The 24575-nt window shown below is 67.3% G+C and carries 21 protein-coding genes; 7 read left to right on the forward strand and 14 right to left on the reverse strand.

Features of this window, described 5'->3' with window-relative positions; genetic code table 11:
- Positions 1 to 128: 128 nt before the first annotated feature.
- From ON29_RS25665 to ON29_RS25675, 3 genes are all read right to left on the reverse strand, one after another.
- Positions 129 to 1043, reverse strand: coding sequence for a D-alanyl-D-alanine carboxypeptidase family protein (locus ON29_RS25665; protein ID WP_040870292.1), 915 nt, complete (start codon positions 1041 to 1043; stop codon positions 129 to 131).
- Positions 1044 to 1252: 209 nt separating this feature from the next.
- Positions 1253 to 1528: a hypothetical protein gene (locus tag ON29_RS25670; RefSeq protein WP_157172902.1), complete on the reverse strand. Its 276-nt coding sequence runs from the start codon at positions 1526 to 1528 to the stop codon at positions 1253 to 1255.
- Positions 1509 to 6311 carry an FHA domain-containing protein gene (locus ON29_RS25675; protein WP_040870251.1) on the reverse strand — a complete coding sequence of 1601 codons (4803 nt, stop codon included), beginning with the start codon at positions 6309 to 6311 and terminating at the stop codon, positions 1509 to 1511. Before ON29_RS25675 ends, ON29_RS25670 begins: the two co-directional genes overlap by 20 nt.
- Positions 6312 to 6646: 335 nt before the next feature.
- Here ON29_RS25675 and ON29_RS38010 point away from each other — a divergent pair, with 335 nt between their 5' ends.
- Positions 6647 to 8353, forward strand: coding sequence for a WXG100 family type VII secretion target (locus ON29_RS38010; protein ID WP_051175587.1), 1707 nt, complete (start codon positions 6647 to 6649; stop codon positions 8351 to 8353).
- Positions 8354 to 8424: 71 nt separating this feature from the next.
- Entirely contained in the window at positions 8425 to 9066 is a 642-nt protein-coding gene (locus ON29_RS25685) for a hypothetical protein (protein WP_051175588.1), read from the forward strand.
- Positions 9067 to 9182: 116 nt separating this feature from the next.
- Here ON29_RS25685 and tuf read toward each other — a convergent pair whose 3' ends face one another.
- The 7 genes from tuf to hppD form a co-directional block, all read right to left on the reverse strand.
- Positions 9183 to 10373: an elongation factor Tu gene (tuf, locus tag ON29_RS25690; RefSeq protein WP_040870253.1), complete on the reverse strand. Its 1191-nt coding sequence runs from the start codon at positions 10371 to 10373 to the stop codon at positions 9183 to 9185.
- Between the two features lie 99 nt (positions 10374 to 10472).
- Positions 10473 to 12575, reverse strand: a complete 2103-nt coding sequence (gene fusA, locus ON29_RS25695) for an elongation factor G (protein WP_040870255.1) — start codon at positions 12573 to 12575, stop codon at positions 10473 to 10475.
- A 137-nt stretch (positions 12576 to 12712) separates the two neighbouring features.
- A complete protein-coding gene (rpsG, locus tag ON29_RS25700; protein ID WP_040739280.1) occupies positions 12713 to 13183 on the reverse strand; it encodes a 30S ribosomal protein S7 in 471 nt (156 codons plus the stop codon).
- Position 13184: 1 nt separating this feature from the next.
- Entirely contained in the window at positions 13185 to 13559 is a 375-nt protein-coding gene (gene rpsL, locus ON29_RS25705) for a 30S ribosomal protein S12 (protein ID WP_040870256.1), read from the reverse strand.
- Positions 13560 to 13901: 342 nt separating this feature from the next.
- A complete protein-coding gene (locus ON29_RS25710; RefSeq protein ID WP_051175589.1) occupies positions 13902 to 14459 on the reverse strand; it encodes a DUF3558 domain-containing protein in 558 nt (185 codons plus the stop codon).
- A gap of 10 nt (positions 14460 to 14469) precedes the next feature.
- Entirely contained in the window at positions 14470 to 14997 is a 528-nt protein-coding gene (locus ON29_RS25715; RefSeq protein WP_040870258.1) for a DUF3558 domain-containing protein, read from the reverse strand.
- Between the two features lie 57 nt (positions 14998 to 15054).
- Positions 15055 to 16257, reverse strand: coding sequence for a 4-hydroxyphenylpyruvate dioxygenase (gene hppD, locus ON29_RS25720; protein WP_040870260.1), 1203 nt, complete (start codon positions 16255 to 16257; stop codon positions 15055 to 15057).
- A gap of 161 nt (positions 16258 to 16418) precedes the next feature.
- Between hppD and ON29_RS25725 the strand changes: the two genes are divergently transcribed.
- Positions 16419 to 16943: an Lrp/AsnC family transcriptional regulator gene (locus tag ON29_RS25725; RefSeq protein WP_040870262.1), complete on the forward strand. Its 525-nt coding sequence runs from the start codon at positions 16419 to 16421 to the stop codon at positions 16941 to 16943.
- A gap of 10 nt (positions 16944 to 16953) precedes the next feature.
- Here ON29_RS25725 and ON29_RS25730 read toward each other — a convergent pair whose 3' ends face one another.
- Both ON29_RS25730 and ON29_RS25735 read right to left on the reverse strand, forming a co-directional pair.
- On the reverse strand, positions 16954 to 18066 hold the full coding sequence (locus tag ON29_RS25730) for a winged helix DNA-binding domain-containing protein (protein ID WP_040870264.1): 1113 nt from the start codon (positions 18064 to 18066) through the stop codon (positions 16954 to 16956).
- Between the two features lie 22 nt (positions 18067 to 18088).
- Positions 18089 to 19063: an NADPH:quinone oxidoreductase family protein gene (locus ON29_RS25735; protein ID WP_040870267.1), complete on the reverse strand. Its 975-nt coding sequence runs from the start codon at positions 19061 to 19063 to the stop codon at positions 18089 to 18091.
- A gap of 145 nt (positions 19064 to 19208) precedes the next feature.
- On the opposite strand from ON29_RS25735, the gene ON29_RS25740 reads away from it, so the two are divergent.
- The 3 genes from ON29_RS25740 to ON29_RS25750 all read left to right on the forward strand — a co-directional run bounded on the left by ON29_RS25740 (position 19209) and on the right by ON29_RS25750 (position 21689).
- Positions 19209 to 19541 (forward strand): type VII secretion target, encoded by a 333-nt coding sequence (locus tag ON29_RS25740; protein ID WP_051175590.1) that lies wholly within the window; start codon positions 19209 to 19211, stop codon positions 19539 to 19541.
- Entirely contained in the window at positions 19538 to 20671 is a 1134-nt protein-coding gene (locus tag ON29_RS25745; RefSeq protein WP_040870269.1) for a transglycosylase SLT domain-containing protein, read from the forward strand. The genes ON29_RS25740 and ON29_RS25745 overlap by 4 nt, the downstream gene beginning before the upstream one ends.
- Before the next feature lie 223 nt (positions 20672 to 20894).
- Complete coding sequence (locus tag ON29_RS25750) at positions 20895 to 21689, forward strand: acyl-[acyl-carrier-protein] thioesterase (RefSeq protein ID WP_040870270.1); 795 nt, start codon at positions 20895 to 20897, stop codon at positions 21687 to 21689.
- 258 nt (positions 21690 to 21947) lie between these two features.
- Here ON29_RS25750 and ON29_RS25755 read toward each other — a convergent pair whose 3' ends face one another.
- The gene (locus tag ON29_RS25755; protein WP_040870271.1) at positions 21948 to 23618 is read right to left on the reverse strand and encodes an FAD-dependent oxidoreductase; all 1671 of its coding nucleotides are present in this window, start codon (positions 23616 to 23618) and stop codon (positions 21948 to 21950) included.
- Between the two features lie 182 nt (positions 23619 to 23800).
- Here ON29_RS25755 and ON29_RS25760 point away from each other — a divergent pair, with 182 nt between their 5' ends.
- Positions 23801 to 24292 (forward strand): SixA phosphatase family protein, encoded by a 492-nt coding sequence (locus ON29_RS25760; RefSeq protein ID WP_040870273.1) that lies wholly within the window; start codon positions 23801 to 23803, stop codon positions 24290 to 24292.
- Positions 24293 to 24313: 21 nt separating this feature from the next.
- Here ON29_RS25760 and ON29_RS25765 read toward each other — a convergent pair whose 3' ends face one another.
- Positions 24314 to 24517 carry a hypothetical protein gene (locus ON29_RS25765; protein WP_040870275.1) on the reverse strand — a complete coding sequence of 68 codons (204 nt, stop codon included), beginning with the start codon at positions 24515 to 24517 and terminating at the stop codon, positions 24314 to 24316.
- Positions 24518 to 24575: the final 58 nt, after the last annotated feature.

Here is a 24575-nt window from a genome sequence, read left to right on the forward strand (position 1 = left end):
GTCCGCACCTGTCCCCTGTGTGCCTGCATGCGCCGGCTGTACGAGCCCGCGGGCAACGGCCACAGTCGTCCCGAGGTCGGAGATCGTCTGGTGCACAACGAAATGCGCAGGAGCCCGCGCACTCGACGCTATCCGATCGGCAGCGCGCTCAGTATCGGGCCGTAGGCCCAGTTCAACATGCGCGCGGCGTCGTCCTTCGCGGCGACGTCGCTGTCGGGTGAGCTGTGCAGGACCACACCGATCAGCGGTATTCCTGCCCTGACCGTCTCGAACAGCAGGCAGGTTCCCGCAGCGTCGGTCCATCCGGTCTTGATGCCGATGGTGCCGGGATAGTCGCGTAGCAGCCGGTTCGTGGTCTGCCACGAGTGAGCGCGGTTGCCCGGCCCGGCGGGCACGTGATAGCTCTGCGCCCCGGCGACGTCACGGAACACCGGCAGGCTCATCGCGCGCAGAGCGAGAGCCACCAGGTCCGCCGGTGTGGAGTAGGTGGAGTGGTCGGTGGGGGTGGGCAGCCCGCTGGGGTCGGTGAAATATGTTCCTGCCAGGCCCATGTGACGCGCAGTGTGGTTCATTTCGGCGATGAAGCCGTCTTGACCGGGACCGTAGGCGTCGGCAAGGGCGTAGGCGGCGTCACAGCCGGAGGGCAACATCATCGCGTAGAGGAGCTGTCGCGCGGTGAGCACCTCGCCGGGGACCAGGCCTGCGTCGCTTCCGTCATACTCGGCGCAGTAGGCGATGACTTCTCGCGGCACGGTGATGGCCCGATCGAGGTCGCCTGCGTTGATCACGACCAGTGCTGTCATCACCTTCGTGATGCTGGCTATGGGAACCGAGGTGTTCGGCTGTCGCGACCACAGCACCGTGCCGGTAATCCCGTCCGCCAGCGCTGCTCCCGACGCCCGCACCGCGTCCAGCTCAGACGTCGGCCACGGCAACTGGAAATGGGCGTCGCTCACAGCGGGGGCGGCCACGATGCCTTGGCCGACTACCACGACCAGCACCCCGGCAACGACAGACTGCAACAATCTGGCAAATGTCCGCATCGCCATATTCTGCTGCCTGAATGCTTAAATCAGCCGGATTTCACCCACCAATTCACGCATCCCGAGCTTCAGCATCCGAATAGCTAATCTCGATCAGATCGCTCACGGCACCCAATGCGTGGCCACTCTCGCGGATCGCGAAGCGCAGACCCCTGCACATGGCGACCGGCCACTCGCCCGATGTTTTGCGTGCCCTGCCGAGGGCCCAGCTACTCGCTGCCGAAGTCCATCCCGTCCAATCCTGCTTCCCGCAGGATGCGGGCCAAGGTGTCTTCGTCTACCGGACGCTCCATGGGCTCCGACTCCGAGACCGGGTTTTCTCTCGCGACCGGGAGCATCTCGTCGTAACCGGGGTCGCCGGGATGGAACTCCTCGAAGCCGCTGTAGAAGACGCCGTCCTCAGTCCGGCCGCGCAAGCGGACGAGGATCGTCTCGCCGTCCTCGGCGAGCATGGGCGGGCTGGTGTCATCCGAATACGCCGTCAAAATAATCCTTCAGCCGGTTCGCGAGTTGCCGGTCACCGAGAGCGAAATCGCGAAGCTGCTGCGGACCGTGCAGCCACGCCGAAAACGCCTCGCCGAACGCTTCGCTGGGTGAATCGTAATAACTGTTCCACTGTTTGCTCTTGCCGATGGACTGGAGCATCACCGAGTGCAGGTCGCGCCACCCCTGCGAATCGCTGAGCCATTTCCCACCGGTACCGTACGCCGCGTCCACGGCGTGCCCGAATTCGTGCAGAACCACGTTGAGGCTACCGCCCCGCCCGCCGGAGTTGATCACGATCCGCCGCGGGCCGCCCAGGTATACGCCTCGCACGGTATTCCAGCTCGTCCCAGGTTTGCGGCCGTACGGGGTGCTGCCTGCCAGGCTTTCCGTACCGGGCAGTTCGAGCATCGGGCGATTTCCGATGACGATCCCGCCCCCCGGAACCGCGTTCATGTGCTCACTGACCCGCGCGTAGATATGGCTGGGCACGCGAGCGATGTCCTGGACCATCCGCAACGTCTCGGGTGTCCGATCGATGATGTTCACGAATGCGCCGCCCTCGGGTGGCGGATAGGCGACGACGAACTCGAACGCGTCCGCCAGCCGCACGCTGTCGCCCGGATGCAGCATGACCTTCGTCCCCGGCTGGACCTGTTTCCCATTGACGTAGGTGCCGTTCGTCGATCCTTCGTCACGGATCCAGACCCGGCCGGATGGGTGGACGCCGAGACTGGCGTGCCGACGGGATATCGCGTTGGTGTTGGAGAGGTTGTCGGGCAGTTCCGCGCTGTCCCGGCCGAGCAGCAGCGGCTCGCCACCACGTGTCAAGTCGAGGGACACGTCGCCGTGTACATTGTTCAGCTTCACCGGCAATGCGCGCGGCACGCTTTCCCGGAGGCCGTCCTCGAATCGCGCCGCCCCCACCCAATCGCCGAGGCGAATCTGGTCGCCCGGGCGCAGGCGCACCGGCACGTCCGGATCGACCTTGCGGTTGTCGACCCAGGTCCCTCTGGTCGAGTTCTCGTCGCGCAGATACACGTCGCCGTACTCGTCGCGGTAGATGGTGGCGTGACGGCGCGACACCGTCGTGTTCTCGGCCAGGTGATCCGCCATCGGCGAGTCCTGCCCACGGCCGATCACCAGCTCCTCGCCGCGCCGCAGGCTTAGCGGGGGCAGACTCTCGTCGTCGGACAATCTCAACTGCAGCGGCGCTTCTTCGCCCACCTGGAGTCTGCTGGACACCTCGCCGAAGGTCACCTTGTCTCCGGGGTTCAGGTACCGCTTCTCCCCCGCCGGGATGGTCTCGTCGTTGACCTTGGTTCCGATCCAGCTGTCTCCGTCCGGGTCGCGCACCCAGACACGACCGTCTAGATCGCGCCCGACGACCACTTCCCTGCCCGGCCTTCCGATCACCATCGCATGACCGTTGAGCGCACTGGTGTCGACGGACACCTCCTGGCCCGGTGCGAGGCGAATCGGAAGCTTGCGCTTGAACGCGTCGAAATGCAGTTCGGCAGGTGGATGCTGGGGCGGCGCCTCGCCACCGATGCGGGCGGTGCCGACGTAATCCGGACCGATCCCCAGATTGTCGCCTTCGGCGAGGGTCACTCTTTGGTTCGGAGCGATGCGGTCCCCGTTGACCCATACCCCTTCGGAACCCGGGTGGTCCCGGATCCACAGTCGGCCGTCGTGGTCCAAGCCGAGAGTCGCGTGTCGTTCGCCGACATTGGGGACCCCGCGCAATTGAGACGCGAACGGTGAGTTCTGGTCGGTACCGATCACGACCGTTTCTCCCGGCGCGAGCCGCACCGGTGTCGCGTCCGCGCCACTCCCGATTCGCACGCGGACCGGATCGACCTCGATCGTCGCATCCGTCGGGACGAATTGCGCCGTACTGTCATACCAGCCGAGGCGCAGGTCGTCCCCCGGCTCCAGTATCCGGCGCTCGCCCGTGCCGAGCCGATCGCCGTTGACTCTGGTGCCGTTGCTGGAATCAGCGTCCCGGATCCATACCCGGCCGTTCTCATCCATGCCGACGATCGCGTGGCGTCGCGAGATACTCTCGCGCCCGGGCGCTTCGGGGTGCACCATCCCACGACCGATCTCGATCTCCTGGCCGCGGTGGAGCTTCAGAACGGGTCCGTCGTTGCCGAACAGTCGCACCTCGGCCATCTGACGCTGGAACGTGACGCCGAGTTCCAGATCGCGACTGAACATGACGTCTTGGCCGTCGTAGATCCGCACCCAGCGACCGTCGGTCAGCTGTTTACCGTCGACGAAGGTGCCGTTCATCGAGTTGTCGTCTCGAAGCAGGACGTGGCCTTGCTCGTCCACCGTTATAGTCGCGTGGCGGCGCGAAACTCGCTCGCCTGCCATGTGTTCCAGCAGCGCGCCGTCACCACGACCGAGCACGTACTCCTGGCCTGGAATCAGGCGAAGCTGAAGGCGCGCGTTGTCGGGGCCGTTCAGCACCATGTCGACGTAGCCACCGTCGGGATGACGGTAGAACTGGGTGAATCCGGCGGGAGGGGCATCCGCCGCGAGCCTGTAGCCGTCCTGGCTCGCCGGTTGGTCGTGTAGCTCGACCCGCGGCTGCGGCCGTGTCGGCGGGCCGTCATACGTCGGTTCGTCGGTCCGCGCGCGAGGCGTCGGATCATTGGGCGTCGCCGGAGCCTCATCGGCTGTCGACTGACGCCCGGCCGGGTTCGCCTCATCGACCGGAGGACGCGGACTCGACTCGTCCGGAACCCGCGAATCGTCCCGCACCGGCGGCCGACCATCCGAGGCCACCTCGTCGACCGGGACCCGCGGCGTCAGCTCCTCCTGCCGCACGAGCGGGCCATCGGCATTCCGTGGCAGCGGCGGCGGCTGGTCGCTGCGGCCGCGTGGCGCGACCGCCGAGCCGCTGACCTCGTTACCGCGCGGTGTGGGCGGTCTGCTGTCGCGCCCATACGCGTCGGTCCCCGGCGGCCGGTCTTGTCGTGGCGTGACGGACACCGCACGCCCGTCACCAGGGACCATTCCCGGCGCGGAGCCGGGGGACTGCGGTGACACGGGCGGCAGGACCCCACGCCCGGCGTCACCACCACCACCCGCGGCATGATCCTCCAACGCGGTCATCCGCTGGAGCATGCCGTCGTACCAGTCCCGATGGCCCGCGGCGTGGAAGACCGGGCTCAGCTCTTCGACCCGCTGCCGGATCTCGTGCAGTTCCGGTCGAGTAAGAGTGTGGTCGTTCCACAGGATTTCGGAGTTGTCTCCGTAGCGCAGGAAGTTCTCCGCGAAGGGCCCGGCGACATACTGCGCGTCGGGGAAGTTCTCGAATGCGCGGCTGTGGTCTATTCCCCACACGTTCCCGGCCGGGTCGACCATCCAGTTATCGCTATTGCGATCGGGCATTCGTATCAGCACGTCCATGACGCCTTGGCGCATTCCGGTAGGACCGCTGATGACGTCCGGCGGGAACGCCCTTCGCGGATACGTGTCCGCCGCCACCGTGCCGGGCACGACCTCCATGTAGACGTGGTCGCCGATGACATGCACCGCGGGCACCCGTGCGCCCACCGCGTCGCCGACCAGCGAACTCAGGAATTCCGCGTGTGCGTGTTGCGGATCGGAGACCACCTTGTGGATCACCTCGGTGCCGTCGTGGAAGACGAGCCGCTCCACCACTTTCGCCGACTTGCCCTCGGTGGTGAATCGCTCGATCGCCTCCACCCGCGGTGGTTCACCCGAGCTCAACAGCTCATTGACGCGTGACGCGAATTCCCAGTGGCGCAGACCGAGTCGAGGTGCGTCGCTTTCGGAACGCACCGCGTTGCGGCCCGCGGCGTGGACTCGGATCGCACTACCCGCCGCGCCGACGAACCCGCTGCCGAAGCCGGTGATCGCGGATTCGCGAACCATCTTGAACAGATCACCGAGGCTGTGGATCTCGTCCAGGTGGATCAGTACCGAGGGCACCGCACCGGCCAGACCACCCGCGAGGCCGCCGGCGCCGCCGAGCAGCATCGTGCCGCCCAAGTGCGCGGCGAGCCGGCCGGAGGGACTGACCGCTCTGCCGCGCGTCCAGCCCAGCACGCGCGGCGCGAGCCTGCGCCCGACCTCCGCACCCGCAACGCCGCCGACCACACCACCCAGGAGCATTTCCAAGAAGGCGCCCACGTCGAACTTGTCGCGCACGCCGGCCTCGAGGTCCCACAGCTGTGCGCCACCACTGATCGCGGCACTTGTCAGAAGCCCGATCTTCGCCGCGTGGACTGCGGTGTGCAGCGCGGCTCGTTCCGCCGCGCCCGCGACCGCCCGCTCGCCCACCTCCGCGGCCAGTCGCGCAGCCGCGGCGGCCATCGCCTGCTCGGCCTCGATCCGATCGATCAGCGCCTTCGCGCCACCACCTTGGAAGAACAGCAGTGCGTCATAGGCCAATTGAGCCGCCAGCGCGATCCCCATCGCGGTCAGCAGATGTTGCGTCTGAACAGCCGAATCGGCGACGTCGTGGCACTGCTTGCCCAGGCTCTGACACACCGCCGCCTGATCACGCATGGATTTCACGACCACACCGTGGCGTTCGATCAGCGCCGTCGACGTGGCGCCCTCAACGGCCTGCTCGGTGCCCGCCGCCTCGGTCTCGTATCGGTCGGCCGAGTTGTTCAATTCACCGGACGCCACCAGGTACGCGTCGCCATTACGACGCATTCCGTCGACGTCGGTCTCCGGCCAGTGGCCGAGGACCAATTCCCGTACAGCCGAGGGCACCTCGGCCAGCAAACCGCTCGATTCCATCGCAGCTTGCCTCCCGGCACCCTCACAGTCGCTGCGAGACTATCTAGACATAACGGACCGCGCGAACTATTCCCAACTGTGGCGATAAGCCCGACCAGGAGAGATACCGGCCGACAGGCAGCGCGACACGGTCACGAACTGTTCAGAATGCAACTACCGGAGGAGACAGCAATTCGAACCTTTATCTCCGAACCCAGCATTCCGCCAGACAATACTTTCGGGGGCCCGGGGAGGTGTGGCCGCGATCGAACGCTCCGTGCGGCGGCGGTCTCACCGCAGGCGAGAAATGCGACCGCGCTGCCGCGACAATGGATCGCAGTACGTAGGGAGCAGGTGTGGGCGAGAAATTTTCGGTCGACCCGGATAAGTTGCGCGATCACGCACCGCGGTTCGACCAGATCGGGGCGGATGTGGCGGCTACCGTGCGGAAGCTGCGCACTGCCCTGGCGGGGGAAGGCGAACCCTGGGGCAAAGACGATGCCGGCCACGCGTTCGCCGAATCCTACGTTCCGGAATACCAACGGACGATGACCGACTTGAACAGCCTCGTCGAGGCCCTCCAACAGGCCGGCACCGATCTGCGCCACCTCGCGGAGAACTTCGAGAACCAGGACCGGGCCATCGGGCAGCGTATCCACAACGCCGCCGATGGAATCCGGAACGATCCGGCCGCGCTTCCAGTGCGTGTCGACGCCGGCCCCACCCATCGGCTCGACCCCAGCGCCGCGGACGTACCCACCGCCGCCGCGCAGCCGTTCGCGGGATCTCCCGTGCCCACTGCGGCCGTCTCGGCGCCGGCGCCGAGACAACCGACTTCCGACGCCGGCTCACCGGCTGATCGGGCACCGCTCTCGTCTGCGCCACCCGCTCGAACCCCGGGCACGCCCGGCGACGAGTCCGCCTCGGGTCAACGGCCGGGCCAGGCCGAGGGGAATCCGAACGGCGCCGATCATCGCGGCACCGAGCAGCCGGGCTCACCCGGCCCGAGTGTGAACCCGGCTCATCGGGCGGATGCCGCGCTCACCCGGCCCGCACCGGACAATCGGCCGTCGTCGCCGTGGACGAGAACCAATGCCGAAACGAGGCGAACCGCTGCCTCGCAAGCCGCCGCCACGCCATCCGCCGCGAAGCAATCCGCCGCGCCGGGGTCGAGCACACCGTGGTCCAACACCGCAGGTCGACCGCCGAGAGTGTCCGCCCCGGACGCGGGCACACCCAGTTCTCCGCCGCGGATGCCCGGCCGACCCACCGCACGACCCGATCGGAAAGACGAGAAACCGGACCGGAAGGTGAACGCCTCCGGCGAGTCGATCGCGGCCCGTCTGGCCAGAGAACTGGCCGAGCGCCACGGCGTGCGAGCCTTCGGCTTCGACACTCCGGGTGTAGCGGTAGAGGTACTGACCGAGATCGTCGCCGCAGTGGACGACGTGCTGCCGCGATACCCGCAGATAGCCCTGCGCGCCATCGGGATCGAGGAACTGACCGACGGTGAAACGGCTCTGCTGGAATGGGATTCGGTCACCGCACCGGACGCAGCGCGCGACTTCGATGGCGCTCCCGATCAGCACCTTCCGGGGGCGGCCGAAACGCTGCCTACCGCACGTATCGTGCTGGCGCTGCGTGCTGCCACCGATCCCCGGCAATTGCAGCGAACCGTCACCACGGCCGACAACGCGGGCCTGCTCGCGCCGGGATGCGCACGGCGGCCGGTGTACTCGTCGATCGTGCGAGAACTCGGTAGAGCGCTCGACGGGGCAGGCCGCTTCCGTGCTCGCGACGCCGCGCGGCGTGCGCTGCTGACGGCGTATCTACCGCAGCTGAACCCGGAGGACAAGAGCTCGCTGAATCGCACGGTGGCCGGCTTCCAGGAATGGCGGTCGCGGTTGAGCGGCCACAGCTTCGACCGCGGGCGGTTTCAGCCCGCCGCCGCGCTCGCCGAGGCCTTCACCGACGTCGTCCTCAACGCCACACAGGCCGCGCCGCCCGCGCAGGTGCTGCACCACCTGCTGGTCACCACCGCGAACTCCCCCGCATGCCAATGAAAATGCGGGGAGCGCGACGGCCCGGTCCGCGAAGGCGAATTCGACTGCGGCGCAGAGATATTGTGAGCAGCATGCGATGGATGGTTGCGGTGGGATTGGTGCTGCTGCTGGGTGGCTGCGCGCACACCACGACGGGAAGGCCGCACCCGGTAGCGGGGGCCTCGCAGTCGGGCGCGCCGGAGACGGCCGGGGACCTGCGCGATCGGATCGCCTGGGTTCGGCAAGGTACACCGGTTGATCTCACCGGCTTTCACTCGGCTCGGATCGACGGCGGTCCGGTGACCGACCTGCGGGAAGATATCGCGTTCGTCAGCCCGACCCGCAAGATCAGTTGCATCACCGGGACCGCCCTGGAAATGGACGGATTCGACTGCATGGTCAGCCTGACGGACCCGGTCCCCGCGCCGGGTGAGGGCTACGGCCAATGGTTCGGCGGGTATGTGTCCTATTCCGGTCAGCGATTGACCGTGGGCCGGTTCCGTGGTGATCCAGGACTTTTCATCAACGGCGAGGGCGCGACGTTGCCGTATGACAGCACCGTCACCTTCGGCGCGTACCTCTGCCGCCTCGCGACGACCGGCCTCACCTGCGTGAACCCCACTACGGGCAGTGGCGTCCAGCTGAGCAGTGAAGGCGTCGTTCCGCTCGGCTGCCTGCGCGAACTACCGGATGCGGAGCGCGAATCGGTTGTCGGCCGCGCTTACGCCTGCTGAGCTGTAGCACCCGATCCCCGCATCGGCGCTCGGCGCATCTGCACAGCCGTTCGCCCCCGAAAACGCGAACGGCGCCGCCCCTTTCGGAGCGGCGCCGTTCCCAGCGATTCAGTGAATCACTTGATGATCTTCGTGACGCGACCGGCGCCGACGGTGCGGCCACCCTCGCGGATCGCGAAGCGCAGACCCTCGTCCATGGCGACCGGCTGGATCAGCTTGACGAGCATCTCGGTGTTGTCACCGGGCATGACCATCTCGGTGCCCTCGGGCAGGGTCACAACGCCCGTCACGTCAGTCGTACGGAAGTAGAACTGCGGACGGTAGTTGTTGAAGAACGGGGTGTGGCGGCCGCCCTCGTCCTTCGACAGGATGTACGCCTGGCCCTCGAACTCGGTGTGCGGGGTGGTGGTGCCCGGCTTCACGACGACCTGGCCGCGCTCCACGTCCTCACGCTTGATACCACGAACCAGCAGACCGACGTTGTCGCCCGCCTGGCCCTGGTCGAGCAGCTTGCGGAACATCTCGATACCGGTGACCGTGGTCTTGGTCTTCTCCGGGCGGATGCCGACGATCTCGACTTCCTCGTTCACGTTGATCACGCCACGCTCGACGCGACCGGTGACGACGGTGCCACGACCGGTGATCGTGAACACGTCCTCGACCGGCATCAGGAACGGCTTGTCGGTCTCACGAACCGGGTCCGGGATGGACTCGTCCACCGCGGCCATCAGCTCCAGCACCGACTCCGACCACTTCGGGTCGCCCTCGAGCGCCTTCAGACCGGAGACCCGCACGACCGGCGCGTCCTCGTCGAACTCCTGCGAGGCCAGCAGCTCGCGGACCTCCATCTCGACGAGCTCGAGGATCTCCTCGTCGTCGACCATGTCGGCCTTGTTCAGCGCGACCAGGATGTAGGGCACGCCGACCTGACGGGCGAGCAGCACGTGCTCACGGGTCTGCGGCATCGGGCCGTCGGTGGCGGCGACCACGAGGATGGCACCGTCCATCTGCGCCGCACCGGTGATCATGTTCTTGATGTAGTCGGCGTGACCCGGGGCGTCGACGTGCGCGTAGTGGCGCTTCTCCGTCTGGTATTCGACGTGGGAGATGTTGATCGTGATACCACGAGCCTTCTCCTCCGGCGCCTTGTCGATCTGATCGAACGCGAAGCTCTCGTTCAGATCCGGGTACTTGTCAGCCAGCACCTTGGTGATCGCTGCGGTCAGCGTGGTCTTGCCGTGGTCGACGTGACCGATGGTGCCGATGTTGACGTGCGGCTTCGTCCGCTCGAACTTCGCCTTCGCCACTGTTTGTCCTCCTGGACTTGTTGGTGCGTGCAGTTGCAGCAGTGCGGGGTCATCCCCGCGGAGACGGGGAAAGGGGTATTACAAACGCCCGGGAGCCATTTACTCGCCGGTCGCCTTGGCGATGATCTCCTTCGACACGTTGGCCGGAACCTCCGCGTACGAGTCGAACACCATGGAGTAGTTCGCCCGGCCCTGGGTCTTCGACCGCAGGTCACCGATGTAACCGAACATCTCCGAGAGCGGAACCAGCGCCTTGACGACACGGGCACCACTGCGTTCCTCCATGGCCTGGATCTGACCACGGCGGGAGTTCAGGTCGCCGATCACGTCGCCCATGTAGTCCTCGGGCGTGGTGACCTCGACCGCCATCAGCGGCTCGAGGATCACCGGACCGGCCTTGCGAGCCGCTTCCTTGAGCGCCTGCGCACCTGCGATCTTGAACGCCATTTCCGACGAGTCGACGTCGTGGTAGGCACCGTCGAGCAGCGTGACCTTCATGTTCACCAGCGGGTAGCCGGCGAGCACACCGTACTGCATGGCGTCCTGGGCGCCGGCGTCCACCGAAGGGATGTACTCCTTCGGCACACGGCCACCGGTGACCTTGTTCTCGAATTCGTAGTGCGCGCCGTCTTCGCCGACGAACGGCTCGAGCGCGATGATCACCTTCGCGAACTGGCCGGAACCACCGGTCTGCTTCTTGTGCGTGTACTCGAGCTTCTCGACCCGCTTGGTGATCGTCTCGCGGTAGGCCACCTGCGGCTTACCGACGTTCGCCTCGACCTTGAACTCGCGGCGCATGCGGTCGACCAGGATGTCGAGGTGGAGCTCGCCCATACCGCCGATGACGGTCTGGCCGGTCTCCTGGTCGAGCTTGACCGAGAAGGTCGGGTCCTCTTCGGACAGGCGCTGGATCGCGGTGCCCAGCTTCTCCTGGTCGGACTTGGTCTTCGGCTCGATGGAGACCTCGATGACCGGGTCCGGGAAGGTCATGGACTCGAGCACGATCTGGTTCTGCGGATCGCACAGGGTGTCACCGGTGGTGGTGTCCTTCAGGCCGATGACCGCGTAGATGTGGCCCGCCGAGGCGGCGCCGACCGGGTTCTCCTTGTTGGAGTGCATCTGGAACAGCTTGCCCAGACGCTCCTTCTTGCCCTTGGTCGAGTTGATGACCTGGGCGCCGGAGTCGACCTTGCCGGAGTACACCCGGACGTAGGTCAGCTTGCCGAAGAACGGGTGCACCGCGATCTTGAACGCCAGGGCCGCGAACGGCTCGTCGGCGCTCGGCTTGCGGGTGAGCAGCTCCTCTTCCTTGCCGGGCACGTGGCCGGTGGTGGCCTCCACGTCCAGCGGCGAGGGCAGGTAGTCGATGACCGCGTCCAGCATGGGCTGCACGCCCTTGTTCTTGAACGCGGAGCCGCACAGCACCGGGTAGAGCTCGGAGGTCACCGTCAGCTTGCGGATGGCGCCCTTGATCTCCTCGACAGTCAGCTCTTCGCCGCCGAAGAACTTCTCCAGCAGCGCCTCGTCCGACTCGGCGACGGTCTCGAGCAGCTCCTGGCGGTACTGCTCGGCCCTCTCCTTCAGGTCGTCCGGGATCTCGACGACCTCGTACTGCTCGCCGAGCTTGGTCTCGCCGCGCCAGACCTTCGCGTTGTTCTCGACCAGGTCGATGATGCCCTCGAAGGTGTCCTCCGCGCCGATCGGCAGCTGGATGACCAGCGGCTTCGCGCCGAGGCGGTCCTTGATGGTCTGCACGGTGAAGTAGAAGTCCGCACCGAGCTTGTCCATCTTGTTGACGAAGCAGATCCGCGGCACGTCGTACTTGTCCGCCTGACGCCACACCTGCTCGGACTGCGGCTCGACGCCTTCCTTGCCGTCGAACACCGCGACGGCGCCGTCGAGCACGCGCAGCGACCGCTCCACCTCCACGGTGAAGTCGACGTGCCCGGGGGTGTCGATGATGTTGATCTGGTTGTCTTTCCAGAAGCACGTGGTAGCCGCGGAGGTGATGGTGATACCACGCTCCTGCTCCTGCTCCATCCAGTCCATCGTGGCGGCGCCGTCGTGGACCTCACCGATCTTGTAGGTGATGCCGGTGTAGAAGAGGATGCGTTCGGTTGTGGTCGTCTTGCCCGCATCGATGTGGGCCATGATGCCGATGTTGCGGACCTTGTTCAGGTCGGTGAGCACGTCCTGTGCCACGGAAATCTTCCCCGCTCGTAGCTAGTTGGGATTATCGGGGACGACCCTGTGGTCGCCTCTATGTCAACGCCGGACGCGGCCGGTGAGTGCCGCGTTCCGGCTGTGCCTCCCGACCCAGACGGCGGGCCGGGTAGACGTCACCAGCGGTAGTGCGCGAAGGCCCGGTTGGACTCGGCCATCTTGTGGGTGTCCTCGCGACGCTTGACCGAGGCGCCGAGGCCGTTGCTGGCGTCGAGCAGTTCGTTGGCCAGGCGCTCGACCATGGTCTTCTCCCGGCGAGCCCGCGAGTAGTTGACCAGCCAGCGCAGCGCCAGCGTGTTGGAGCGGCCCGGACGGACCTCCACCGGCACCTGGTAGGTGGCGCCACCGACGCGGCGCGGCTTGACCTCGAGTGCGGGCTTGACGTTGTCCAGCGCGCGCTTGAGCGTGACGACCGGATCGGTGCCGGTCTTCTCGCGCGCCTGCTCCAGCGCGCCGTAGACGATGCGCTCGGCGGTGGACTTCTTGCCGTCCAGCAAGATCTTGTTGACCAGCTGAGTGACCAGCGGCGACCCGTAGACCGGGTCGTTGATCAGCGGACGCTTGGGTGCGGGGCCCTTGCGTGGCATATCAGCTCTTCTCCTTCTTGGCGCCGTAACGGCTGCGGGCCTGCTTGCGGTTCTTCACACCCTGGGTGTCGAGCGAGCCACGGATGATCTTGTAGCGGACACCGGGGAGGTCCTTCACACGACCGCCACGCACGAGCACCATCGAGTGCTCCTGCAGGTTGTGGCCCTCGCCCGGAATGTAGGCCGTGACCTCGACCGAGCTGGTCAGGCGAACACGCGCGACCTTGCGCAGCGCGGAGTTCGGCTTCTTCGGGGTCGTGGTGTACACGCGGGTGCACACGCCACGACGCTGCGGGCTCCCCTTCAGGGCCGCGGTCTTCGTCTTGGAGACCTTGTCGCGGCGACCCTTGCGGACCAGCTGGTTGATGGTTGGCATAGACCGGCTTTCCTTATTAGTTAACGCGGTGTGTGGACTTCATGTCTGTTATGAGTTCGCGGCGCTCCCGGGGCCCGTCGTGGAAGCAAGCTTCCATTTCCGGGCCCGTCGTTCACACCGCTGTCATCGAGCTTTCACTCGCACGTCCGGCCACGTTTCTCGCGTCCCGAGGTCGGGCGTGTCGCGCGCGGCGCGGAGCCCTTAATCCGGGCACGCTGGAGTCGTCGGCCGCTTTCGCTGGCCTACGGTCACGCACGAACTTGCCCGTATGCTTCCGGGCACAGCGATCCACGATACCCGTGGCCGGGACACAGGGTCAAAGCGGGTCGGTTCGAGGATCGTCTACCTGGCCAGGTTCAAGGTCATTTCCATCAGCTTCTTCGCCGCGTCGCACGGATCAGGGTGGCCCGAGCCGGGCCGGTAGTTGATCCACCAGCCGATCACGCCGTTGTCCGGCGCACTCGCCGTCACACCGCAGGAGTCCGGGTCCTTCGGCCTGCGGATCTGCAATGCCAGCGAACTCTGGATGGTGATGTTGGTGGTTTCGTAGCCGAGCTTGCTGTTCGTCTGCTTCTCGTTGCTCAGCGTCCCGTTCTCGTACCAGTTGAGCGTGGCCATCCCATTACCGCCGGGCGCGCCGATCAGGTCCCACATGCAGACGGCGCCGAAGAACGAGTCGCTCACCTGGACGCTCTCACCGATCGCCTCGCCGATCTGGTCGTGGGAGAGGATCTCGCATTCCCGCAGCAATTTATCCAGCCTGGTGTTGACCGGCTGGCTCGCGCCCACCGGCTGCGCGTTTCCGGAGATCACCTGGCTGCACCCGACCACGGACAACGCGAGGACCACCGCGGCGGCAGCGGCCGCGCCGCGCCTGCACAGGTCTCGGCCGACGTTCACTCGTCACCCCTCACTGAATCCGTTGCAGAGTCAGCTCGGCCAGAGCGCGGCTCCGGTCACACGGGTTGCCGGACACCGCGCCGAACGAGCCGATGTTGGTGGACCACTCGAAGAAGTCGTCGCCGAGTTGCACCGCCAGATCGCAGATCACGCCGGTGGGATCCAAAGCGGCGAAGCCATCCCTCCCACCCACTTTTATCGGATCGGGCGCGCGGCCGTTGACCGTCACCCACGCCCGTTCCCGTTCGATGGGACTGCCCCGGTAGGAAGCGAATGTGATACTCGGCGAACCGATTCCGGCCGACTGCCAGTTGCAGCCGATGGCGTTGCGGAACACTCCGGAGATCCGGCCGAGCCCACCGAGAGTGCGCACCTCGTCGTCGGTCACGTGACCACACTCCCCGACGAACGGTCCGAGCGCCACCACTTTCGGCGCCGGACGGGACGGACCCGAGTCCTCGGTCTCCTCCCCCGAACCGCACCCCGCCAGTGCGAGCACCAAGGCTGCCGTGATGCCGACTGCCGACTTGATCCGCATGCGAAGAACTCTACCGACGCGCACGCCCAAGAGGCTGGACAAGATCGCCCGCCCCGATCACAGATTGCCCCTGGCCTCCTGCTCGCGTTCGATCGCCTGGAACAGGGCCTTGAAATTGCCCTTGCCGAAGCCGAGGGAGCCGTGGCGCTCGATCAGTTCGAAGAAGACCGTAGGGCGGTCGGTGAGCGGCCTGGTGAAGATCTGCAACAGGTAACCGTCCTCGTCGCGGTCGACCAGGATGCCACGGCGCTGGAGTTCCTCGACCGGGACGCGGACCCTGCCGATGCGGGCGCGTAGTTCCGGGTCCTCGTAATAGGCGGCGGGGGTCTCCAGGAATTCGACGCCCTCCCGGCGCAAGGCGTCCACGCAGGTCAGGATGTCGTTGGTGGCGAGCGCGATGTGCTGGACGCCGGGGCCGCGGTAGAACTCCAGATACTCGTCGATCTGCGAGCGCTTCTTGCCGATGGCCGGCTCGTTGAGGGGGAACTTCACCCGGTGGTTTCCGTTGGCGACGACCTTGCTCATCAGCGCCGAATACTCGGTGGCGATATCGTCGCCGACGAATTCGGCCATGTTCGTGAACCCCATGACCCGCCGGTAGAACTCGACCCACTCGTCCATCTGCCCGAGTTCCACGTTGCCAACGACGTGGTCGATCGCCTGGAACAGCCGGGCGGGCGCGCCGTCGCGCCGTTGATAGTGGGAGCGGCGGGCGACATAACCGGGCAGGTAGGGCCCGAAGTAGCCGGACCGGTCGACCAAGGTATGCCTGGTCTCGCCATAGGTGGCCAGCGCGGCCGAGCGGACCGTGCCGAAGTCGTCGGTGTCGTCGTGCGGTTCGACCAGTACTTTCGCGCCGTGTGCGCGCGCCCACGCGACACATCGGTCGACGTCGGGTACTTCGAGGGCGATGTCGACCACGCCGTCGCCGTGCCGATCGTGGTGGGCGACCAGCGGACTGTCCGCATGCACCGCTCCGGTGATCACGAAGCGCGCCGCGCCGCTGCGCAGAACGAACGCCTTGTGGTCGCGATTGCCGGTCTCCGGACCCGAATACGCCTCCAACCGCATCCCGAAGGCGGATTCCAGGAAGTGCGCGGTCTGCGTGGCGTTGCCCACCACCCAGACCAGGGCGTCCCACCCGATGACCGGAAACGGGTCACCGCTGTCGTCGTGGTCTACCAACCCCACGAGCGTGCGCAGCTCGCCGTCGCTGGGGACGGCGCCGGACCGGGCGCCCGGCAAGTGCTCGATGGTCATGGACCAAGGAAATCGCCGGGTCCGCCGGATAGGCAACAGCGTCTGATCCGGATAGGCAGGGTGGCGAATTCGTCTAGCAAATGGCGCATGGTGCTGGACAATTTGAATAGCATCGAGGGGACGGGCAGCAAGCCCCTCCCGGTGCCCGAACGGAGGCCGCCATGGCGCGCACATCGGCGAAGCTCGACGAACTCGACCTCGCCATCCTCACCGCGATGCACGAGTACCAAAAGGCGGGCATTCTCGAGCTGTCCCGCCGGACCAGGGTCGCCAGGGCCACGGTGCAGTCCCGGATCGCGCGCATGGAGGAGTCGGGCGTGATCGCCTCCTACGACCCGCAGATCGACGTCACCGCGGCGGGGTTCGACGTGCAGGCGTTCGTCACGCTGGAGATCGCCCAGGGCGCGCTGGACGCGGTGGCCGCCGAACTCGACGCCATCCCCGGGGTGCTGGAGGCCTACGCCACCACCGGCACCGGCGACGTGCTGTGCCGGATCGGCGCCGACTCGCACGCCGGGTTGCAGGCGGTGCTGCTGAGCATCGACCGGACCTCATCGGTGGTGCGCTCGCACAGCGTCATCGTGCTGTCCACCGTGGTCGAACGCCGGGCGCTGCCGCTGTTGCGCACGCTGAGCCCGACCGGCACCACCAAGGCGCCCGCCTATCGTCCAGCCCGGGAGCCGTAACCGATCCGGCTCAGGGGCGCAGGTCGGCGCGCACGTCGAGGATTTCCACGCTTCCCCGCTTGCCCTCCTCCGAGAAGGCGAGCAGAGCGTGCGCCTCGGCCTCGACCTCCGCGCGCTCCGCGTTCGTCCAGCTCCGGGTCGGGCTGATGCGCAGCCGGGCGGACTTCGCATCCGCGAAGACCTTGTAAAGGCCCGCGAGAAAGCCGTCGACCAGCACCGGAGAGACCTGAGCCGCGAACGCGCGCAGCGGAGGAGCGGCGCCGTCGGGCACGATCCGCGTCCGATCCTGGTGCGACAACAGAACGTTGTCGTACCAGCCGAGCAGCCGCACCGGAGCGGGGACGTCCGGATCGGCCAGCGCGCCGTCGGCGACGTCGTAGAGCGTGCGGCCGCGCTCGTCGGTGTAGGTGCGCACCCGATCGCCGAGTTCGGCGACGGCCTTCTTCATCCCGGGCAGCTTCGACCAGGTCTGCATGTCCATGGTGCTCGCCGGACCGAACGCACGCAGGTAGCGAAAGATCAGCTCCGCCAACGGATATGTGGGGTCCAGCGGCGCGCCCAACCAGGGCTCGACCCGCGACCAGATCGGCCTGCTGCTGTTCTTCCACTTCCCGCGCGGCGGGGTCTGCAACACCGGCAGCTGATACAGCCAGGTCTGCACCACCGCGCCCGGGTCGCGGTCGGGGTAGCGCTCGGCGGCGTGGGCGCGCAGGTCCGCCGCCGACATCGGCTCGTCACCGAGCACCGCTTCGCCCTGCCCGCGCACCTCCTCCGGATCGAGTCCGACCATGGCGCCGTAGTTGAAGCCCTTGCGGAAGGGCGCTTTCTCCAGTTCCGGCTGCACATGGGGCGCGATCCGCAGCGCGTCGGGCGGCGTGACCAGATGAATGGTGCCGCGCATCAAGGTGATCCGGACCAGCGAGCGGTCCTCCAGCGCGTCCGACACCGTCGACGGATCGAAAGCCGCTATGCGGCTCCACAATCCGACGAACGGCGGCGGCGAATCCTGCGCCTGCAATCCGACGAGATGATCACACATTTCGTGCGCCGTCCACGACGAGCGCTCGAGCAGATGCTGGCGAGCCAGCAGGGTCCGGTTCAATACCCGGTTGGACAGTTTCATGACTGGGGGCGGACCGGACGAGTCAGCGCAGGGTGACCACGACCTTGCCGGTGGCCGTCCGGTTGTCCAGCGAGGCGACCGCCTCCGCGGCTTTGTCCAGCGGGTACAGCACCGGTTGCGGCGGCGCGATCTTGCCGGCGGCCAGCAGCGGCTCCACCTCGGCCCACTGCTCCTGCAGGTAGCCGGGATGCGACATCACCCATTCGCCCCACGCCGCGCCGGTCACCTCGACGTTCTTCAGCAGCAGCCGGTTGACCTTCACGGTCGGGATCTCCCCCGCGGTGAAGCCGACGACCAGCAACCGGCCCGCCGAGGCGAGCGAACGGATGCTGTCGGTGAAACGGTCACCGCCGACCGGATCCAGGACGATGTCCACGCCGCGACCACCGGTCAGCTCCTTCACCGCCGCCAGCCAGCCGTCGGTCAGCACCACATCGGTGGCGCCGTTGGCGCGCGCGACCTCGGCCTTCTCCTCGGTGCTCACCACGGCGATCACCCGGCCCGCACCCAGCGCGGCCGCCAGCCGCAGCGTCGAGGTGCCGATGCCGCCCGCGGCGCCGTGCACCAGCACCGTCTCCCCCTCCGCCAGCCTGCCCCTGGTGCGCAGGCAGAAGTGCACGGTCAGGTCGTTGAACAGGATGCCTGCGCCCGCCTCCAGCGAGACGTTGTCGGGGAGCCGGAAGACCATCTGGGTTGGCGTGACGGCCGTCTCGGCCATCGCGTTGCCGAGCATGGTCAGCGCGACCACCCGGTCACCCGGCCGCACGTGCGCGTCCTCGGGAGCCTCCCGGACGATGCCCGCGACCTCGCCGCCCACGACGAACGGCAATTCGGGCTTCATCTGGTAGAGGCCGCGCGTCATCAGCACGTCCGGGAAGGCCACGCCCGCCGCGTGCACGTCGATCACGACGCCGCCCGGGAAGACCGCGGGCTCGGGGATATCGACGATCCGAACCGCTTCCGGTCCCTCCAGCTTGCTGACCTGGGCTGCGCGCATGTGCCGACCTCTCTGTCCTCGCCCCGGCCTGATCCGCGCCGGCGCCACACCGACAACATAACGGGCGCCCCCCGAGCACGCCCGTCCGGACGCCCGATTTTGCTATGCTGGCCGCGACCTCGCGGTCGGGAGGGAAGGGGGATTCATGGTCGAGCAAAACCAGTCACAACCTGCGACGACGATGCAGGTCGACCCGGCGGCGCTGCGCTCCTTCGCGCAGGCGCTGCGCACGGAGGCCACGTCGGTCACCGACCTCGGCGCAGGCGAGGGTCTCGGCGTCGCGGTGGGCGCGCTGCCCGGCACCGATTTCGGTCCGGTGGCCCAGCGCGCGAACGACGCCGCGCACCGCTGCCTGGAGCGGATCGGATCGCGCCTGACCACCATCGCCGACAACCTGCACAACGCGGCGGGCAAGTACGAACTGGCCGAGGACGACTTCGCGGCGAAGCTGCGCGCCATAGGGCTCCAGCTGCCATGACGCTCACCATTCCAGACGTCGAGAACTGGCAGCCGGAACAGCTTTCGGCGGCGGGCGCGCTCGCCGAACGGATGTCGCAGGGGCTGGACAACGCGGTCGGCAAGGGCGCGGACGACACGAAAGCGCTCGCCGACACGAAGCAGTGGTCCGGATCCGCCGGCGACGCGGCGAACGCCCGGATGCAGACCGAGAAGACGCGCGCCTCCGCGGTGAGCGCCGCGCTACTCGAGTTGAAGACCGCGCTCACCACCCAGGTGCAGAACCTGACCGAGGCGAAGGCCAAGGTACTGAGCCTGCGCGACGACGCACTGAACCAGACGCCGCCCTTCGATGTCGCGCCCAACGGCACCGTCGATGCCAAGACGCGAATCGACTACCTCCGGGCGCACGCGGACAAGGCCGACGTCGAGGAGCTGGTCTTCCAGGAAGCGCTCCAGGCGGCCTCGCGGACGTGGGAGCTGACCAACGCCTTGAAGACCGCCGAAGATGTGGCGAACCGAGCCGAGACACAGGTCGACGGCGCGGCAGGCAAATTGGAGGCGGCGTTCGCCGGGCTCGGTGAGCCGAGCGCGAACGTACCCGCGGCCCCCACCGCGCCCGCCGCCACCACACCGGCCGCCGCGTCGGGAACCCCGGTCTCCGCGCCTTCACCGGATCGGTCGAGCCAGCTGATGTCCGGGCACCACGACTCGGGAACATCCCACGGCACGTCGTCGGGAACGCCGTATCACGGCGGGCCGAGTTCGTCCGCGCCGACCGGCCCGCTGCCCAGCGGTGACGTCGCGCGATGGATCGCCGAGGCGAAGCAGAAACTCATCGCGATGGGGTACGACCCCGCCGACATCGATGAACGAGCCATCGCCCTGATCATCGAGCACGAATCCGCGGGCAATCCTTACGCGGAGAACCGCTGGGACAGCAACTGGGTGGCCGGACATCCGTCGAAGGGTCTCATGCAGACCATCGACAGCACGTTCAACGCCTACAAGGCGCCCGGCCACGACGACGTCTGGAACCCGGTCGACAACATCATCGCCGGAGTGCGCTACTCCATCGATCGCTACGGGTCGCTCGGCAACGTCCCCGGTGTCGCCGCGGTCAACTCGGGCGGCGCGTACCAGGGCTACTGACCCGCTCACGGCCAGGGCCTGCGCCCGCCGACTGCCGAGCGCGCATGATCGCGTACCGGTGCCGCGCACAGAAAACCCCATTTTTGCTGGCCCACGACCCGGCTGACGGACTATTAAGGAGGTAGGGACGGCTCGACGCGAGGGTGTGACGTACGCCCCGTAAAGTCGTCACAACAGCACCGCATGAAGAAACGCGGCACACCGTGCAGCGCGAGGAGCACAAGTGTCACTCGATCAGCCACTCGCCCCGCTTCCCCAGGAGGGCATGGGCTTTACTTCGGCGTGGCCCATCCGGGCTGGTGATGTGGATCCCTACGACCGGTTGCGGTTCGATGCCGTCGCCCGCTACTTGCAAGATATCGCCTGGGAAAACCTGCATAAGACGTTCTTCCATCGGACCGACCCGAACTGGATCATCCGGCGCACGGTCATCGACGTCATCCGGCCGATTCTGTGGCCGGACGAGGTGCAGTTGCTGCGGTGGTGCTCGGCGATGTCCACCCGGTGGACCAACATGCGCGTGCGGATCACCAGCGGAAACGGCGGCCTGATCGAGACCGAGGGCTTCTGGATCAATATCAGCGAGTCCACCGGCATGCCCGCGCGGATCAGCGACGAGGGCCTCGCCTACCTCGCGCGCACCTCCGGCGAGCACCGTTTGCGGTGGCGGCCCTATCTGACCGACGCCACGCCGCCGGAGTCCGACACCGACCTGCCGTTCCCGGTACGCGCCACCGACATCGACCAGTACAACCACGTCAACAACGCCTGTTACTGGCAAGCGGTGGAACAGTTCCTGGTCGAATATCCCAAGCTGCTCGCGGGCCCGCACCGCGCGGTGATCGAATACGTGGCGCCGGTGCTGGCCCGCCAGCACGTGAGCGTGCGCAGCCGGTACGAGCCGGGAGATCGCACCGGGCAGCCGGTGCTCCGGCTGTGGTTCGTGGTCGGTGGGACCACCACCACCGTGGTCCGCATCATGCCCTTACCCGGCGCTCCCGCCTCTCCAGGGTTTTAGGCTCCCCCGCCTCTCCGGGTTTTCAGGCCATACCAGTCGGGGATACGGGATTCCCGTGCAGGTCCTGCGTCGGGTGCCGCTCGGGTTTCGGGCGTACCCGGCGAGTTACCCATGTTCTTGCGAAATCGGTTGGCCGGTTCCGGCGAGACCCGGTCGGCGCAGTCGTGACGTCAGGCGACGAGATTTGCCGCACGGCTCGGTCGGGGCCAGGGAACCGGGCCGGTCGGAACGCGGTGTTCCGACCGGCCTCCTGCATCGTCAGCCGCGGGCGGCTTTGAGCAGGTCTTCGCGGGTGGTGAATTTGACGCGCGGGCGGCCTGCGGACTTGCCCGCGGTCTTCTCCGCCTGGTCGATCGCTCGCCAGCCCGCCCGGTCGACCAAGTCGGCCTGGCGCTCGGCGAGCAGGGCCCGCAGCGCGGCGCGGTCGGCCTGCGGCGCGGCGAGTTTGCCCGCGGTGAAGTCGGCGAGCAGCAGCTCCACCGTCTCCTCGGAGTCGATCCGGTTCGAACCGATCACACCGCGCGGGCCACGCTTGATCCACCCGCTGACGTACACGCCGCTGAGCATGGTTCCGTCGTCGGCGATAACCCGGCCGTGCTCGTTCGGCACGACACCCCGCCGCTCGTCGAACGGCAGTTCACCGACCCGCTCGCCGCGGTACCCGATCGACCGCAGAACCAGCGAGGTGCCGATGCTCTCGGTGCGGTCGGTCGGCCGTGCGACGAGCTGACCGTCTTCCTCGAACAGCTCGTTGTGCACGATCTCGATGGACTCGACCCGGTCGGTGCCGGTGAGCGCGGTGGGCGAGGTGAGATAGCGGAACACGATCCGCTTGTTGCCTTCGGCCCGGCGACCGCCCGCGTACTCCTGGGCGAGGGTGTACTTCAGTTTCAGCGACGGCTCGACCTGCGGGTCGTCCACGATCGCCTGGCTGGCGTGGTCCAGTGCCAGGTCGGTCTCCTCGACGATGACGTCGACGCCCTTCAGATGCGCGAGGGCGAGGAACTCCGGGGAGGTGTAGGCCGCTTGCAGCGGGCCGCGCCTGCCCAGCACGACCACTTCGCGGATATTGCTCTGCCGGAGGGCGTCCAGCGCGTGGTCGGCGATGTCGGTCTTGGCGAGTTCGTCCGGGTCGACGGTCAGCACGCGCGCCACGTCCAGCGCGACGTTGCCGTTGCCGACGATCACCGCCCGCTCCCCGGACAGGTCGAAGGTCCGGTCGGCGTAGTCGGGGTGGCCGTTGTACCAGGCGACGAACTCGGTGGCGGAGTGGCTGCCCGGCAGGTCCTCGCCAGGGACGCCCATCTTCCGGTCGCTGGAGGCGCCGACGGCGTAGATCACCGCGTGGTGGTGGCGCAGCAGTTCCTCATGCGAGATGTGGGTGCCCACTTCGACATTGAGGTAGTACTGCAGCGTCTCACGGCGGAAGGCGGACTCGAACATGCCCGAGACGGTCTTGGTGCCCGGATGGTCGGGCGCGACGCCTGCCCGGACCAGGCCCCACGGGGTGGGCAGCCGGTCGAACATCTCGATTTCCACGTCGGCCCTGCGCAGCAGTTCGTCGGCGGCGTAGCAGGCCGCGGGCCCGGCGCCGACGATCGCGACGCGCAGGGTGCCCAGCTCCTTCGGCGGACGCGCGGGGGTGACGATCGGGTCGAAGTTCGATTCCAGCGGATGCCGTTGGAAATAGTCGGCGTTGATGTCGCGGAATCGCGCCAGCGAAGCGGTCAGGTCGTCCTCGGAGAAGATGGCCTCCACCGGGCACGCGTCGACACAGGCGCCGCAGTCGATACAGGTGTCGGGGTCGATGTAGAGCATCTCGGTCGTCGCGAACTCCGGCTGGTCCGGCGTGGGACGGATGCAGTCGACCGGGCACTCGGAGACGCAGCTGGCGTCGTTGCAACAACGCTGCGTGATTACGTAGGCCATATTGTGCTGATCCTCGAAGAAGTACGTGGGCCGTGGCCACCCATGGGGTTGTGGTGGACAGATGAGCGGCGTCCGTCACGTCCGCCGCGGGGATCGCCCGCGAGAGCACGTGATGTGATGCCGCTTTCAGTTTGCCTCGAGTGTGGTCGAGACCTCTCGCCCGGAGGCCTTACCGTATCTCCATGGCGCGGACTCTGATCCTCATGCGGCACGGTAAGTCGGCCTATCCCGAGGGCGTCGACGATCACGAGCGGCCGTTGGCGCCGCGGGGCAGACGCGAGGCGGGACTGGCGGGTCGGTGGCTGCGAGCTACTCAACCGCCGATCGACGCCGTGCGCTGCTCCACCGCGACACGGACCAGGGAGACGCTGTCGGCCACCGGCGTCACCGCGCCGGCCGTCTTCGAACCCGGGATCTACGAGGCCGCCCCGGAGACGCTGATCGAACTGGTCCGCCTCGGCGACGACGACGTGGCCACCCTGCTGGTGATCGGGCACGCGCCCGGCATGCCGTGGACGGCTTGGGAATTGGCGAGCAACCGCGACAGTGCCCCGGCCGTCGAGCTCAGCCGGAAGTTCCCGACCTCAGCACTCGCGGTGCTGCGCTTCGACCGCGATTGGGCGGACATCGATCCGGGGACCGGCGAACTGACGCATTTCCACATCCCACGCTGACCGCACGCGGCTCGCGCGCGGTCAGCGCAGTAACCTGCCGCCGACCACAACGCCCGCACCGAGCACGAGCAGCAGGGCGAACGCGGCCAGACCGCCGAACAACCACCACACCACGCCGAGCGCGATCGCGAACGGCGCGATCGCGATCGCGGTGATCACCGGGCTTTCCCTGACCGTCGCCCAGGCCGAACGAGCCCTGATCCGGTCGATGTCCTTTCCAGGCATGTTCCCAGCGTAGGCCGGAATCCGGGACTTTGTCGGCGGCTGATGGAATGCTCGCCGG

The organism is Nocardia exalbida NBRC 100660 (genome assembly GCF_000308575.1).
GTDB lineage: Bacteria > Actinomycetota > Actinomycetes > Mycobacteriales > Mycobacteriaceae > Nocardia > Nocardia exalbida.